15 protein-coding genes are annotated in these 15,255 nt (G+C 54.4%); 11 read left to right on the forward strand and 4 right to left on the reverse strand.

Going from position 1 to position 15,255, the window contains the following annotated elements:
• Positions 1–46: 46 nt before the first annotated feature.
• Entirely contained in the window at positions 47–1,105 is a 1,059-nt protein-coding gene (locus tag AC0T7J_RS22675; RefSeq protein ID WP_473797343.1) for an SDR family oxidoreductase, read from the reverse strand.
• 97 nt (positions 1,106–1,202) lie between these two features.
• Here AC0T7J_RS22675 and AC0T7J_RS22680 point away from each other — a divergent pair, with 97 nt between their 5' ends.
• From AC0T7J_RS22680 to AC0T7J_RS22695, 4 genes are all read left to right on the forward strand, one after another.
• Positions 1,203–2,114, forward strand: a complete 912-nt coding sequence (locus tag AC0T7J_RS22680; RefSeq protein WP_473797346.1) for a LysR family transcriptional regulator — start codon at positions 1,203–1,205, stop codon at positions 2,112–2,114.
• An 89-nt stretch (positions 2,115–2,203) separates the two neighbouring features.
• A complete protein-coding gene (locus AC0T7J_RS22685; protein ID WP_473797349.1) occupies positions 2,204–2,548 on the forward strand; it encodes a toxin in 345 nt (114 codons plus the stop codon).
• The gene (locus AC0T7J_RS22690; RefSeq protein WP_473797352.1) at positions 2,541–2,855 is read left to right on the forward strand and encodes a helix-turn-helix domain-containing protein; all 315 of its coding nucleotides are present in this window, start codon (positions 2,541–2,543) and stop codon (positions 2,853–2,855) included. The genes AC0T7J_RS22685 and AC0T7J_RS22690 overlap by 8 nt, the downstream gene beginning before the upstream one ends.
• 215 nt (positions 2,856–3,070) lie before the next feature.
• Positions 3,071–3,742 carry a hypothetical protein gene (locus tag AC0T7J_RS22695; protein WP_473797355.1) on the forward strand — a complete coding sequence of 224 codons (672 nt, stop codon included), beginning with the start codon at positions 3,071–3,073 and terminating at the stop codon, positions 3,740–3,742.
• An 88-nt stretch (positions 3,743–3,830) separates the two neighbouring features.
• On the opposite strand, the gene AC0T7J_RS22700 is transcribed toward AC0T7J_RS22695, so the two are convergent.
• Positions 3,831–4,682: a Vmh family MBL fold metallo-hydrolase gene (locus tag AC0T7J_RS22700; RefSeq protein ID WP_473797357.1), complete on the reverse strand. Its 852-nt coding sequence runs from the start codon at positions 4,680–4,682 to the stop codon at positions 3,831–3,833.
• Between the two features lie 145 nt (positions 4,683–4,827).
• On the opposite strand from AC0T7J_RS22700, the gene AC0T7J_RS22705 reads away from it, so the two are divergent.
• The 3 genes from AC0T7J_RS22705 to AC0T7J_RS22715 all read left to right on the forward strand — a co-directional run bounded on the left by AC0T7J_RS22705 (position 4,828) and on the right by AC0T7J_RS22715 (position 6,956).
• Complete coding sequence (locus tag AC0T7J_RS22705; protein ID WP_473797359.1) at positions 4,828–5,709, forward strand: LysR family transcriptional regulator; 882 nt, start codon at positions 4,828–4,830, stop codon at positions 5,707–5,709.
• A gap of 36 nt (positions 5,710–5,745) precedes the next feature.
• Positions 5,746–6,165, forward strand: coding sequence for a bleomycin resistance protein (locus AC0T7J_RS22710; protein WP_473797362.1), 420 nt, complete (start codon positions 5,746–5,748; stop codon positions 6,163–6,165).
• Positions 6,166–6,653: 488 nt separating this feature from the next.
• On the forward strand, positions 6,654–6,956 hold the full coding sequence (locus AC0T7J_RS22715; RefSeq protein ID WP_473797365.1) for a type 1 fimbrial protein: 303 nt from the start codon (positions 6,654–6,656) through the stop codon (positions 6,954–6,956).
• Between the two features lie 328 nt (positions 6,957–7,284).
• Here the strand turns inward: AC0T7J_RS22715 and gabP are convergent, their stop codons facing one another.
• Together gabP and gabT are read right to left on the reverse strand one after the other, a co-directional pair.
• Positions 7,285–8,700: a GABA permease gene (gabP, locus tag AC0T7J_RS22720; RefSeq protein ID WP_473797368.1), complete on the reverse strand. Its 1,416-nt coding sequence runs from the start codon at positions 8,698–8,700 to the stop codon at positions 7,285–7,287.
• Between the two features lie 76 nt (positions 8,701–8,776).
• Positions 8,777–10,063, reverse strand: coding sequence for a 4-aminobutyrate--2-oxoglutarate transaminase (gene gabT, locus AC0T7J_RS22725; protein ID WP_069026832.1), 1,287 nt, complete (start codon positions 10,061–10,063; stop codon positions 8,777–8,779).
• Between the two features lie 110 nt (positions 10,064–10,173).
• Here gabT and pdxR point away from each other — a divergent pair, with 110 nt between their 5' ends.
• The 4 genes from pdxR (at position 10,174) to AC0T7J_RS22745 (ending at position 15,120) form a co-directional block, all read left to right on the forward strand.
• The gene (gene pdxR, locus AC0T7J_RS22730; RefSeq protein WP_473797372.1) at positions 10,174–11,664 is read left to right on the forward strand and encodes a MocR-like pyridoxine biosynthesis transcription factor PdxR; all 1,491 of its coding nucleotides are present in this window, start codon (positions 10,174–10,176) and stop codon (positions 11,662–11,664) included.
• Positions 11,665–11,761: 97 nt separating this feature from the next.
• Positions 11,762–13,138, forward strand: a complete 1,377-nt coding sequence (locus AC0T7J_RS22735) for a glycoside hydrolase family 10-like protein (RefSeq protein WP_473797374.1) — start codon at positions 11,762–11,764, stop codon at positions 13,136–13,138.
• A 78-nt stretch (positions 13,139–13,216) separates the two neighbouring features.
• Positions 13,217–13,450, forward strand: coding sequence for a hypothetical protein (locus AC0T7J_RS22740; protein ID WP_473797377.1), 234 nt, complete (start codon positions 13,217–13,219; stop codon positions 13,448–13,450).
• Positions 13,451–13,530: 80 nt separating this feature from the next.
• The gene (locus tag AC0T7J_RS22745) at positions 13,531–15,120 is read left to right on the forward strand and encodes a tyrosine-type recombinase/integrase (RefSeq protein WP_473797380.1); all 1,590 of its coding nucleotides are present in this window, start codon (positions 13,531–13,533) and stop codon (positions 15,118–15,120) included.
• The last annotated feature ends 135 nt before the right edge of the window (positions 15,121–15,255 follow it).

The raw sequence follows: 15,255 nt of genomic DNA on the forward strand, positions 1-15,255 counted from the left end.
GCAGAGAGCGACTTTCCTGCTCTCTGCATCTGTAATCAGCGGATCATTACGGAATGATCCGGGCCGCCCGGAAGCGGGCAAACAGATCGCAGAACATCTTATCTGTTGCGCAATAACCGTGGAATCCCGCCCGCCGCAGCTTGCTGCCGTCGCCAAACATGTCGTAATCCCAGCCAAAAACAAAATCAGCGAAGGCACCCTCACTGAGCGCCAGAATATCGGGCTGGATCAGCGCGTCGGCAGCGGCGATTTCCCGCCACAGCACGCGATAATCCTGAAATAGCTGCCGGAACGACAGCGAAACCGGCGGTGCAATCTCCAGTTCAAACCACGCTGCAATAACCGGCCAGAGCTCACTCCAGCGCCAGAGATCGCCATTATTGATATTAAACGCCTGATTGCGTGCGTCAGAAGTGCGTGCGGCCCAGATCGTCGCGTCGGCCAGTAGAGTGGCATCGGTAAAATCGACCATACTGTGCCAGGTTTCCGGCGAACCCGGAAAGCGTAAAGGCAGCCGCGCCGCGCGACAGATTGAGGCGTACAGCGCCAGGCTCAGCGCCAGGTTCATGCTGTTGCCCGGCCTGTCACTGCCGACCACACCGGGCCGCAGCGCACTCCAGTGCCAGGCTTTACCTTGCTGTTGTGCGCTCAGCCAGTTCAGCTGCGCGGCGTTAAACTCAGCACCCGGTACGCCAGTATCGCTTTCCCGCGCCGGCGTTTTAAAGCGTCCGAGATGGGCGCCATACACCTTGTATCCCTGCATCAGGCTGACATGCTCAAGTGGGGCGACATTTTCCATGGTCTGAACCAGATTCTGCAGCATGGCAAGATTCGGCCCGACCATGGTTCCCCAGTCAGAAGCGTTCAGCCAGGCGCTGTAAAAGAGATGCGTGACGTCGGTGAGTGATGCCAGCCGTTGCTGGCACTGCTGGCTATCGCGCAGATCAACCGCAATAGCCTCTGTGCCGCTGACTGCATAGTCTGACCGATGCGTCAGTGCTTTGACCTGCCAGTAGTCTGCTATCAGTGCCTGACTCAGTTGCTGACCGACAATCCCGCTGGCACCCGCCACCAGCGCAACCTTCTTATCCTGCGTCGTTTTCATGATCATTGCCCTGTAAAGAGAGAAGCCGCATTCTCACCTGCGTTTATTTCTGATTAAATCCCCTGAACCGGATGTCACTTATCAGGAAAATCAATAAATGCAGAACAAACTGAATGCGATTCAGACCTTCATCCGGGTGGCGGAAGCGGGATCTTTTTCGGCAGCGGCCCGGCAAAACGGCATGAAGCAGTCTGCGGTAAGCCAGCAGATCGCCGCGCTTGAAGAGGCGCTGGGGGTGGTGTTGCTGCACCGCACCACACGAAAAATGGCGCTGACGGAGCAGGGTCAGCATTATCTGCAGCAGGTCAGGCAACTGCTCAGCGCGATGGAAGAGCTGGAGCAGCAACTACGGCCTGAGTCGCAGCCTCTGCACGGCAAACTCTATATGCAACTGCCGAGCGGCATCGGGCAGCGGCTTATGCCGCATCTGATTGCCTTCCAGCATGCGCATCCCGCGCTGCGTCTGAATATTGCGCTGGAGGATCGCCTGTCGGATCTCATTGGTGAAGGCGTTGATGTGGCAATCCGCCTCAGCGAATCGCCGCCCGCTACACTGGCTGCCCGTACACTCACCACGATTGAAACCGTGCTGGTGGCTTCCCCTGAGTGGATAGCCCGAAACGGCACGCCGCAAGCCCCCAGTGACCTGCAGCACCATCCCCACATACGTTTTAGCGGCGTGTCGCCCGATGCGCCGCTGCAGCTGATGTCCGCGACAACGAGGGTATCTGTGCCAGTGGAAAGTGCATTTCGTTCTAACAACAGTGATGCATTAATGCAGGCCCTTGAAGCGGGGCTGGGGATCGGTGGGTTACAAACGCTTATCGGCGCAGACGCGCTGGCATCCGGCCGACTGGTGCGGATTTTACCGGACTGGCGGCTTCCCGACCGCTATCTTTATGCTGTGTTCCCCGATGCCCGCTTTATCCCGGATAAAGTGCGGAAGCTGGTCACGCGGTTAAGTGAGGTGCTGGTGGGGTTGCAGGAAACAGGGCAGAAGCTCATCTGATGTGGTGAAGAAAAAATCAGGTCTGATTGAAATGCACCTGACTCAGGGGTAAAGTATGCCCAGGTTGGGGACAGGGAAATACTCAGCACATGGACGCACTATTCATCGAACTTTCCAGCTTTCAGAAATACCGGGCTGATTATCTGAATGATGATCAGTACAGGCTGTTTCAGAACATGTTGCTGGCTGACCCTGAGAAGAGCGATGTGATACCCGATACCGGCGGACTGCGTAAAGTTCGCTTCAGGGATGAGCGCCGACACAAGGGCGCACGTGGCGGGATCAGGGTTATCTATTACTGGACCAACACACAAGGCCAATTCATCCTGTTTACCATCTACGATAAAGATCAACGCGACGATTTGACCAGGCAACAGCGTGATGCCCTGGCGACCGCACTGAATGTGATCAAAAAAGGGCTGAGACATGACTGAACGCGATATCTTCAGTGAACTGATGACGGGTATGCAGGAGCTTAAGGATCATCAGGAGGGCAAAATTACGCTTAAGCGTTATAAGGTCACTAAGCGCGCCCCTGTAACTATTGCGCCGCAGGAGTTACGCGACGTACGCGAAAAACTGAATCTCTCCCAGGCCGTATTCGCCCATTATCTTCACACTGGTGAAACGACATATCAAAACTGGGAACAGGGCAGGGCCAGACCTAACGCCCAGGCTGTTTTACTGATCCGCATGGTGCAGCAGAACCCAGAAACGCTGAAGACGCTCGCGAAGCTCTGACAGGCCAGCCCGTATGGCTGGCATCCTGTTTCATTATCGATGCCTCCGGTTTCCCCTCTCTGAAGCGTTTAAAACGCCAACCCCACTTCCCCGATCCCGCCGTCCGTTCTACGCCTTCGGCCAGATTTTAATGGGGATCACATTCAGACCAGCGACACTTTTCACCCTGATCAGGGCATGGCAGGATAAGCGCAATCTATCAAGGAGTGTGCCTGATGTTACTGAAAGGTATGAACGATCCGCTGCTGAAAGCGTATCAGCATCCCAAATCACGGATGATGATCAGTCGTTTCAGGGGGCTGGCGGGGGATCGAAGACTCAGTGACTGGCAGGCGTTCTGTATTCTGGTCACCGGATTTACCAATTACTGGTATGTGCATGCAGGTCACTACACCATTAATGTCACACTGACTAAAACCCGCCAGTTCGACTTCCTGCAGGACTTTCTGCATTTTACGGTTACGCTGGATGGGTTAATTGGTGATGAACATTTTCGCAGCCCGGACTTTGTGCTGCCCCATTACGATGTGCCCTACGAATTCTGCCGCTGGCGTAACAAGCGCGGCTATGATGCGTTAACGACGTATGTCAGTAAACAGGGTGTGAAATCCCATAAAGGAATGTTTGTCGCCTCTGAAGGGGCTTCCCCGGAAGAGCAGGTGATGAAATGGGAAGGCGTGGTCAACGTCTATGACAAAACCTTTTTTAGCATGACTAACTTCAGTACCACCCAGGAATTTTTGATCAAAGACATCAGTAGATCCATACAGGAAGGATTGCTGAAGCATCTGAGTTTTTACCGCGATCTGTTTCACTATATCTTCCCCACACCGGCGGAGGCGCGGTTACAGGCGCGCGATGACAGGCGCTATCTGGCGAAAAGATAGCGCCCGGGCATCGTTAGATCAGGTCAATGATATAAGCCGGGACCGCTTAAACGTTGCACCCGGTAGCCAGCTGACCTCTCCGCGGGGTTTACCACTTCATCTCGCCGGTATTGACTTTGGCGCTGAGTTCCAGTGAAGCCGGTTCTGCCAGTTTCGGCCAGGCGGCTTTCATGGCGGTAATCACCTGCGCTGAGGTTTTATGTTGCGCCAGCGCCGTTTCAAAACTCTTCAGATAATTCAGGGTGAAATCCACCGCCTGTGAACCGGCCGGACGGTCACCGAGATAGTGACCCGGAATCACATTCTTCGCGTTCAGCGTCTGCATTTCCGTCAGGATATGACGCCATTCAGCGCGGCTCTGAACGGTCTGGGTATCCGCTGTCCAGACGTGAATGCCCGAGGAGAGGGCCGTACCGCCCAGAATGGTGCTCGCAGACGGGATCCAGATATAAGCGGCGTATTGCTCCGGATGACGCAGCTCCAGCACCTCGCCGTCGACGCTAAAGCGGGTCTGATGGGTCACTTCAGGCACAAACACCTTATCCGGCGCGCCCTGCTTCATCTGTGGACCCCAGTATTTCAGCTTGGCGTCATGCGTCTGCTGGATATGCTTCACTACCGCAGGCGCGGCAACCACCTTCACGTCCGGCCAGGCTTTAACAATCGGCTCCAGACCAAAGTAGAAATCGGGATCGCCAGAGGTGATCACAATTTCCTTTAGTGTTTTTCCGCTCTTTTTAATCATCTCTGCCAGTTTTTCACCGTCCTGGGTGCTGAACTGGGCATCAAACAGAATCGCTTCGGTTGGCCCGGTAACCAGCGTTGAGGAGACGGCAAAGATGCCCTTTTCCTGCGGATTATAGGTTTGCAGTTGCAGGGTGGCCGCGCTGGCGGAGGCCGAGGCCAGCACCAGCATCACAGGTAACAGCATAGTTTTCATTGAGGATCCTCAGAGATAAATGCCCGATTCAGGCAGGCGTAAAGGCGATGTTCAGTATCAGTGGCGCTATTCTACGCATCTGGCTATCTGTTAGAATTCCCGCAATCAGAGATGCTGAGTTTCATAATCCGAACAGGTGGAGTGGATGGACAGAGTCACGGCGGCAGCCGTTTTCAACCGGATATGTGAACTGGGCAGCCTGAGTGCCGCCTCACGATCGCTCGGGATATCCCGACCGATGGTCAGCCGTTATCTGGAGGAGATGGAAAAGTGGGCGGGAACGCGTCTGCTGCATCGCTCTTCACGTCAGCTGACCCTTACGCCTGCCGGTGAGACGATCCTGCAAAAAACCCGTCAGCTGGCCCTGCTCTCAGAGGCGATCCAGCAGGAAACCACTCAGGGCGTCCCGGCCGGAACGCTACGCATCGCCTGCGCCCACTTTACGGCTCTTCATCTTGTCGGCCCGGTGATCCCCGGTTTTCTGGCGCGTTATCCGGCGCTGCGGATTGAACTGGAAATTAACAATCAGCCGGTGAGCCTGATTGGTGAGCGCATCGATCTCGCTATCCGCATCACCGACTCGCCAGAGCCAGGAGCTATCGCACGCCGTCTTGGCGAATGTTGTTCTGTACTCTGCGCTTCACCTCAGTATCTTCAGGCGCGGGGTAACCCGGAAACCCCGGACGATCTGGCTAAGCATAACTGCCTCTACTACAGTCGCTTTGCCGGTCAGCGCTGGCATTTTACGGCGGCTGGCGGGGAGAAAATCGCGATTGCTGTTAAAGGGAATTTCAGTGCCGGAATCTCTTCACTGTTGTGTGACGCGGCGATTGCGCATTGCGGGATAGCGATGGTACCTGAGCAGGAGGCGCGTCACGCACTGGATGCAGGGAAGCTGGTAAAATTACTGCCCGATTATGAGCCGCAACGTATTGGCATATGGGGGCTTTACCTGTCGCGTGAGCACCAGTCTGCTGCACTGCGGCTGATGCTGGATGAACTGCAAAGCAGTATCCAGAGCCGTTAATGAGAGGGGAGAGTGACCGATAAAATGGAATCCTTTATGAGTGATAATCAAAAACTGTACTGGAACCCGATGGTGCCAGAACTGACCGTCACAGACTTTGCCGCGTCGCTGCATTTTTACACCGTGGTGCTGGGGTTCAGTGTGAGAATCCAGCGTCAGCAGCCTGATTTCGCTTACCTCTGCTATGGAGAGGTTCAATTGATGATTGAGCAGTTCCATCCGCAGGGCTGGAACATCGCCGATCTGCACTGGCCCCTGGGGCGGGGTATTAATTTCCAGATTGAAGTCGATGATGTTCAGGCTGTACTGACCCGTTTGCAGCAGCATGCCGTTCCGCTCTTTCGGGCGCTTCGGGATAACGATTACGACACCGGTGAAACCACCGCCTGTCAGCGGGAGTTTCTGGTACAGGATCCGGATGGATATCTGCTGCGCTTCAGCCAGTATCTGGAATAAGCTGAACGTGTATTGACAATATTGGTCACCAACGGAATGGATTAAGGAAAGCAACTTTTCTCTTCATGATATTTTTATATTGACTGTTCAATCATGATAAATGGAAGCCTTTAATCGCAGCGTAGTGACGTCATCAAAAGCGCGAAGAGTTACCTGCTGTTTATCTCGATAACCTGAATTATTATCTTTTCCACTAACGCAAATCGCCACACAGAGCGTGTTAATTTTTGTAAGGTGTCACTAAATGGCTGACGGACCTGATTGACTGCTCAACGGTTATTAAAAAAAGTTAATGAAGGGCAGTAACTTTCTTTGGCTATAGTCTACACTCACGTGACTTAGCTGGGTTGGGATGATTCTTAACAACGACGTTATCATGGATTTTATTGCGCTAAGTGTTAGGGAATTTACATTTATTCTTTTACTTAGCACTTAATCTTTGAGGATGTGAGCCGATAACAGGTGATACAGACTCAGGAGGACGCGCAATGAAATTATCTATATCAACCTGCTTTACCACGCTGCTGATAGCTTTGGCCGGGCCTGTTATAGCGGATTCAAATTCAGGCGTTATCACCTTCAGCGGAGCCATTACCAATGATTCATGCAATATGAATGTCGGAAAAACTTCTGTCGTGCTGGATTGTTATGATCCTGCCAGTGGCAAGGCTGTGGTCACTACCGCTGACCTGATGAATCCCGAATTGCTGACTGAATTACCTCTGAATGTAAAAATGCATTGGTTAAATTCTGAAAAGAGCAAAGGAATACTTTACGTTACCTATCTTTAACACTTCTTTCTGCATTTTAATTTTTATACTGAACGACAGTGCAATGCCTTAGCAACAACGGTGAAATGGAAAGTAAAGATATAAGTCCATAGCCAGTAAAGGGTTTTTCATGAAGCCATTAAGTGTCAATGAAGGATCTTTTGTGATTTTTTTTAGCCAGCATCGGGGAATTCAGTTTGCCGGATTCATCATTAGCAGATAATGTGCGCATCTTATTAAACCTCTGTATAATCCGGGGATAATACGCTTTGCATCTGCTGATATATGCAAAAAAACCCACCTTTGCTGTTTAAGGTGGGTTTGAGTGATAAAAAAGCTTACGTGAAGATCAGTAAGAGTCAGGAGAGCGCTGAGTAAAGTACTTTGTGCGCTGGCGCTTCTCCTTTTTACGACGCAGAACCAGGCTGGTGGTAATAATCAGCAGCGTTAAACCGCCGGTTGCCAGTAATTCAGCCTGATGTTTCGCATCAAACAACATGATCACCAGCACCGTGACGATAAACAGGATAGTGACCCACGTCAGGCCAGGAAATAACCACATCCGGTAACTCAGGACTTCACCCGCTTTCTCACGCTTTTTACGCAGCACCAGATGGGACGCGGCAATCACCAGATAGACCAGCAGTGCAATCGCTCCCGACGTGGCCAGTAAAAACTCAAACACCACGCTGGGCGCCAGATAATTGGCGATCACCGCCAGAAAGGCAGCCGCGGTAGAGAGCAGTACCGCAATCCACGGCGTGCCGCTGCGATTAGTGCGTGAGGCAGCCGCCGGTGCATCTTTGCGGCGTGACAGGGAGTAGAGCATGCGCGAGGAGGTATAAAGCGCGGAGTTCAGACAGCTGCATACCGCCATCAGCACCACCAGATCGACAATCAGTCGGGCGTGCGGGATGTTCATCGCCTGCAACGCCGTCTGCCATGAACCCTGTTCAACTAGTCCTGGCGCATTCCACGGCACCAGCGCCACCACAAAGAAAATCGATAGCAGATAGAACAGCGCAATACGCCAGATGACGGAATTAGTTGCCTGAGTAATCTGCTTGCCGGGATTCTTCGACTCTGCGGCGGCAATCGTGACAATTTCTGTGCCCATAAATGAAAACATGGTGGTCAGGATGGCCGCTACGACCGCACCGATGCCATTCGGCATAAATCCGTGAGTGTCGTAGAGATGCGACAGACCGCTGGTATTGCTGTCAGGCAGCAGGCCGAATACCGCCGCACCTGCCACGTCCAGGAACAGGATGATGGCCACGACCTTGATCAATGCAAACCAGAACTCAAATTCACCATAATTTTTCACGCTGAGCAGATTAGTAATGGTCAGCAACAGGGTGATAGCAAACGTGAACTGCCAGATGGCGACATCGGGGAACCAGGCATGAAGAATGGTTCCCGCCGCATTGGCTTCCAGTGGGATCACCAGCACCCAGAACCACCAGTAGAGCCAGCCGATGGTAAATCCGGCCCAGCGTCCCAGCGCTTTATCGGCGTAGGTTGAGAAAGAGCCTGAATCGGGTGAGGCGACGGCCATCTCGGCCAGCATCCGCATAATCAGCACCACCAGCGCACCGGCGGCGGCATAAGAGATCAACACCGCGGGGCCCGCTTCAGAAATAGCATGGCCGGAGCCAACAAACAGCCCGGCCCCAATCACGCCCGCAATTGAGAGCATACGCACGTGGCGCGGTTTCAGGTTTTGAGCCAGCGAATCTGCATTCGCACTCTGAGTCATCGTCATGTAAACGTCTCCTGTCGACGTCCGGCCTGGCTGGCCGGACGAACGGGGATGAACTTGCGTTAACGCGTCAGCGAAATCAGGCCGGGACGACGGGATGTCCGGCGGGTGCGACACAGTGATCGATCACCGTGGAGAGAATGGTCAGCGCCTGGCTGAACTGGGCATCCGGAATGGTGAGCGGGTAGAGGAAGCGGATGACGTTGCCTTTGGCTCCGCAGGTCAGCAACAGCAAGCCCTGTTCCATCGCCATCTTCTGAACCGCCTGCGCGGTGCTGGCCTGATAGAACTCCATCGCCACCATCGAACCCAGCGCACGCACTTCGGCAATGTCCGGATGTTTGCGTTGCTGCTCCTGGAGTTCGGCTTCAAGCCGGGCACCGAGATCAACGGCGCGCTGGCAGAGCTGCTCCTCTTCAATCACATCCAGCACTGCATGAGCCGAGGCGATAGCCAGCGGGTTTCCGGCATAGGTTCCGCCCAGCCCTCCTGGTGCAGGTGCATCCATCACCTCTGCACGACCGGCGACCGCGGAGAGCGGCATTCCGCCTGCCAGGCTTTTCGCCATGGTGATGATATCGGCCTTCACCGGGTAATGTTCCATAGCAAACAGCTTGCCGGTACGGGCAAATCCACTCTGGACTTCATCCGCAATCAGCAGAATGCCGTGACGGTCAGCCAGCTCCCGCAATTGCACCATAAACTCTGCAGGTGCCGCATGGAATCCACCTTCGCCCTGCACCGGCTCCAGCACGATCGCGGCGACGTCATGAGGCGCAATGTCCTGCGTAAAAATTTCTTCAAGGCTGGTCAGTGCCGCCTCGATGCTGATCCCCTGAACCGCACTGGGATAGCGTGCATGGAAGACTGACGGCGGCATCGGGCCGAAATCCCGCTTGTAGGGCGCCACTTTTCCGGTCATCGCCATGGTCATAAAAGTTCGTCCATGGAACGCGTTACCAAAGGTGATAATGCCGTGACGGCGGGTATAGGCACGCGCCACTTTAACGGCATTTTCTACTGCTTCCGCCCCGGTGGTGAAGAAGGCCGTTTTCGCCGCACCGGCGATGGGAACACGCTGATTAATGCGCTCGGCCAGTGCGATGTAGCTTTCGTAAGGGGTGATCTGGAAAGCAGTATGGGTAAACTTTGTTAATTGATCGGCAATCGCCTGTTCAATGCGTGGATGACGGTGACCGGTGTTCAGTACCGCGATGCCGCCCGCGAAGTCAATCCAGCTGTTACCCTCCTGATCCCATAAGGTGGCGTTCTCTGCCCGGGCAACGTACCAGTCGCACAGCGTACCGATACCTTTGGGGAGAGCCTGTGCTTTGCGCTGCTGCAACAGGTTATTTTTTTCGCTCATTTATTCCACCTCGTTAATATGCGTGTTTACAATTCCCGACAAACACGTTTATTTATGCCTGAGGCGTGGTGAGTTGCCAGAGCCAATTGTCAGAGGAAAGGTGGAGCCAATTGCGACTCTTATACGCAGATCATCTATTAGCGCGGTTACAGTTTATAAGAACTGGCTCATTACATCAGCGGCTGCTGAACTGCATGCAGGCCGCGATCGCTGAAGAGGTGTTTCCGCGCGGAAGCCGTTTGCCGCCAACCCGCGATCTGGCGCGCGAACTGGGCGTGTCGCGAAACACGGTTATGCATGTTTATGAGAGCCTGATGGCTCAGGGCTATGTTACCGCGCGGACCGGCAGCGGCACCTGGATTGCAGAAACGCTGCCGGAAAACTCTCTGCAGAGTGATGCGATAGCCGATCTTCAGGCGGTGAAGGCGCAACGACCGGCGACGCTGTCGAAGCGGGGCGCCAGTCTGCTGGGTCACGCTACCGCATCGCCTTACCAGTGGGGCGCGTTTGTCCCTGGCGCGCCCGATGTGACCGAATTCCCCCACAAGCTGTTCAGTCAGATTCAGGCGCGTCTGAACCGTGAGCCTGACGTTCACCGCCTGGTCTACAGCAGCGGCGGTGGCTGTCCCGATCTGCGCCATGCGCTGGTGGATTATCTGCGGGTGGCACGCTCAGTGCGGGCCGATGCTGACCAAATCCTGATCACCGAAGGGGTTCATCAGGCGGTTGATCTGGTGACGCGGGTGTTGTGCGATCCTGGCGATCGGGTCTGGATGGAGGAGCCAGGCTATTGGGGAACACGCAATCTGCTGCGCATGAATGGCCTGAAGATTCGGGCGATGCCCGTGGATGAGCAGGGACTGGTGCCGGACAGCGGCCCGCCACCCAGGATGGTGTTTGTGACGCCCTCTCATCAATATCCGCTGGGTGTGCATCTGAGCCTGGCCCGTCGTCAGGCATTGCTCTCTCTGGCTCGACGCCATCAGAGCTGGATTGTGGAAGATGACTACGACAGCGAATTTCGTTTTTCCGGCCAGCCTCATCCCTCACTGCAGGGGCTGGAAGCGGATGCGCCGGTCATTTACATGGGAACGTTCAGCAAAACGCTCTATCCCGCGCTGCGCATTGGCTACATGGTGGTGCCGAAACCGCTGGCACAGCCGTTGCGCATCGCCGCGGCAGAGCTCTATCGTGGCGGACATCTGCTGATTCAGCGTGCGCTGGCGGAGTTTATCCGGCTGGGCCATTACATGGAGCATATCCGCCGGATGCGCCTGCTTTACCGCCAGCGGCGGCAGTTTCTCTGCAGGCTAATCGAGCGCTATCTGGGGCCAGCCTTTTTACCGGCATTCAATCATGAAGCGGGGCTGCATCTGGTGATCCCGCTGCCAGCAGGCGCGGATGACGTGGCGATAGCCGCGGAGGCGCTAAAGCGCGGCGTCAAAGTACGGCCACTTTCGCAATATTATATGCACCCTCAGGAGGCGCGCGGATTGCTGCTGGGTTACGCCTGCGTCAATGAGCGGCAGTGTCAGGATGCGTTTGGCACCCTCAAAGCCTGTCTTGCGTCCGCCGGAATGGTGTTCATTCCGCAGCGCTAGCGGGTTCAGGGGCGCTTGTTTTGAAGGCGGGCGGTTTTACTGCCGCCTCTGTGCTAACGCATTGACATTTAATCAGAGTCACCGAGAATACTCCTCTTTGCGCCCCGACCAGACAATACCGGAGTCTATCATCGCCTTTAAACCCTTTACTGCACCGGCCCGTGCGGCTATTAAGCGAGGCGCCGCACTGGCTGCCGCGTTGTTGCTGGTCAGTTGCGCATCCGAGCCGCCGAAATCGCTGGTCACACCTTTTCCGCCTGTGACGAAACAGCCGCTACCGACGCCCGGTAAGCCAGCACAACCTCATGTGCAGGAACCAATGCGGGGCGTCTGGTTAGCCACGGTTTCACGTCTTGACTGGCCGCCGGTTGCGTCGGTGAATGGCACCAGTCCGGCGCAGCGTATCCGCCAGCAGCAGCAATCGCTGATCGACAAGCTGGATAAGCTGAAAAGCCTGGGCATCAACACGGTATTTTTCCAGGTGAAGCCTGACGCCACGGCGCTCTGGCCCTCAAAAATCCTCCCCTGGTCAGATATGCTGACAGGAAAAATTGGTGAAGATCCGGGCTATGATCCGCTGCAGTTTATGCTGGATGAGGCGCATAAGCGTGGTATCAAAGTCCATGCCTGGTTCAACCCTTATCGGGTGTCGGTAAACACTAAATCGTCTACCGTCAGCGAACTGAACCGCACGCTGTCACTGCATCCGGCCAGCGTTTTTGTGCTGCATCGCGACTGGATCCGCACTGCAGGCGATCGCTATGTGCTCGATCCGGGTATCCCTGAGGCGCGTGACTGGATCACCAGTATTGTGGCCGAGGTGGTGGCGCGCTATCACATCGACGGTGTGCAGTTCGATGACTACTTCTATGCGGAATCTGCCGGTTCGCTGCTCAACGATAATCAGACCTTCAGCCGCTACGGTCAGGGGTTTGCCAGCAAAGCGGACTGGCGGCGTCACAATACTCAGCAGCTGATTGAGCAGGTGTCACGTACCATCAAACAACTGAAGCCGGAGGTGGAGTTTGGTGTCAGTCCTGCGGGCGTCTGGCGTAATCTTTCGCATGATCCTGCCGGTTCCGATACTCGCGGCGCGGCAGCATATGATGAAGCTTTTGCCGATACCCGCCGCTGGGTGCAGCAGGGCTTGCTGGATTACATTGCGCCTCAGCTCTACTGGCCTTTTTCCCGTCAGGCGGCCCGTTACGACGTGCTGGCAAACTGGTGGGCAGAGGTTGTTAAACCGACCAAAACCCGGCTATACATCGGCCTTGCTCTCTATAAAGTGGGTGAGCCGTCAAAAGTTGAGCCTGACTGGACGCAACAGGGCGGCGTACCGGAGTTGAAAAAGCAACTCGACCTTAATGAATCGAACCCCAATATTGGCGGCACGATTCTGTTCAGAGAGAACTATCTGAATCAGCCGCAGACTCAGCAGGCGGTGAGCTATCTTAAAAGCCGCTGGGGAGGCTGAGAAACGCCACGGCAACATGACCAGTGCGGTTAAGTTTTTCCCTGTGACTTGCTGCTATTCTTGCGCTATGCACCTGATATGGATAACGGTGTTGCAATTCCTGACTGGGTGACGAACGTAACGGATCAGGGGCGCACAAGCATTGGCGTTACAGTCACAACAATGCAATCAGGGTTTGCATCCGCATTTGAATATACAGATACCGTTTTGCAGAACTCTAATAATGCGGAAACATGGTTTTATGTCGGGCGCATTACGCTGCCTGTGCTTGGTCATACAGCCATTGTGAGATTTCTGGGTGCTGCTGGCTGACAGACGTTCTGATCTCACTGGGATATGTCGGGCAGAATCAGAAACACAATCTGTCGGGTATGCTGGGTGTTCTGATGCTGATGAATAATGATCCGCAACTTGAAAATTTTACGACAGAACTGCTGTGGCGGGGGCAGAACTGTCACGACCGGGGGATCGCAAGAGTTACAGGAAAAATATCCTATGCACTTGCTGCTATGGGGATTATAAAAAGCCCCCTGAGAATGCGTAATTATAAAGAGTGGCATGAAAAGCCAACAGAAGGTATCGCGCCTGACTGGGCCCGGTGGTGCCGGAAGTGGCGGGAAACGTCTGTACTCCGCCCCCGCTCCAGAGAAACTCAGTACAGTTTCATTCTCCGCTGCGGCCTGTGGCTTGCCCGGGAAAAGCCGGAAATATGCGAGCCGTCTGACTGGACAATGGAAACCTGCGCCAGCTTTATTGCAATGGTTGGCAGACTGAAAGTGGACGAGCTGTCACTGGACACAAATAAAGGGGGCAGGCGTTCAAACCGCTCAGGAAAGCCCCTGATGCCGCATTCCCGCAGCCGGTTTGTTTATGCAGTTCGCCGTTTTATGCTTGATTATGAAAGCTGGGGCTGGGGGAAATTAAAATTCAGTCCGGCCCGTCATTTGTCCACGCCTGACACACCGCTGTTTCGTCAGGGCGTGAATCCCCGCGTCATTGATGATCCGGTCTGGCTGAAACTGGTCTGGGCAAGCCTGAATCTGCGTAAGGAAGACCTGCTGAGCGAAATTCATTACCCCCTGTCTATGCTTCAAGCTATGGCGGTGATCTGGACACATGCCGGGCTGCGACAGAACGAACTTATGCGCCTGGCAATGAACTGCGTTACTCCACAGGCGGATGACATTCTGCAGGAAAACGGCAGCGCTATCCCGGCTGGCACTCTGTGCTATCTCAGCGTGCCAGCCGGTAAAACTTCTAAAGCTTTTGTTAAGCCAGTCTCGTCTGTTGTGAAAAAATATGTCGATATCTGGCTCAGTGAGCGTCCTCAGGAGCAGGCAGCACTTACGGATGAACGCACCGGTGAAAAAGTTCGTTATCTGTTTCAGAATCGGGGTAAACCGGTGGGAAGGAACATAATAAATCTCACTGTCATTCCGCTTCTCTGCGCCAGAGCGGGTATGCCTGCAGAAGATTCACGCGGTCCCATTACAAGTCACCGCGGCCGTGCTTCTGCCGTTACAGCACTGGCCAGTGTTCCTCAGGGCATGTCTTTATATGAGCTGATGCAGTGGTCCGGCCACTCGTCCCCACAGTCAACCATGCATTATATTCGTATACGTCCGACTCAGCTGGCCGCTTCGTTCGTAAAAGCAGACAGAGTGGCTCACATGATAAGCGTGCTGATTGACCACGATCCGGAAGCCGCCAGTCTGACCGGACCCGCGACGTACTATGATCTGGGTGACTCATACTGCACGAACCCCTTCTGGAGCAGCTGTCAGCACCGGATGGCCTGCATTGGCTGCGATTTTAACCTGCTCAAACAGAGCGCGCGCGGATTGGTACTGGAAAGCAAAGCCTCTGTCAGACGTTACCTTGAAGAGGTTCCGCTCACACCCGATGAGAGAGCCATCGTTGAACAGGACGCAGAGAAAATTGAACAGGCTCTTAAAAGGTTGCCCCTTAAACCCGAAGGGTAAAACGGACTGCTTTGTGCCAGAAGCGGACATCCGCGCCTTCATTCTTTGATAGAAAATTCATGCTGAAATCAGTCAAAATAAGGTTTTAGAATATCTTCAGTCCAGCTCATAAAAGCCTTTACACGCGGCGACAAA

This window comes from Pantoea sp. E956-1 (genome assembly GCF_982223955.1).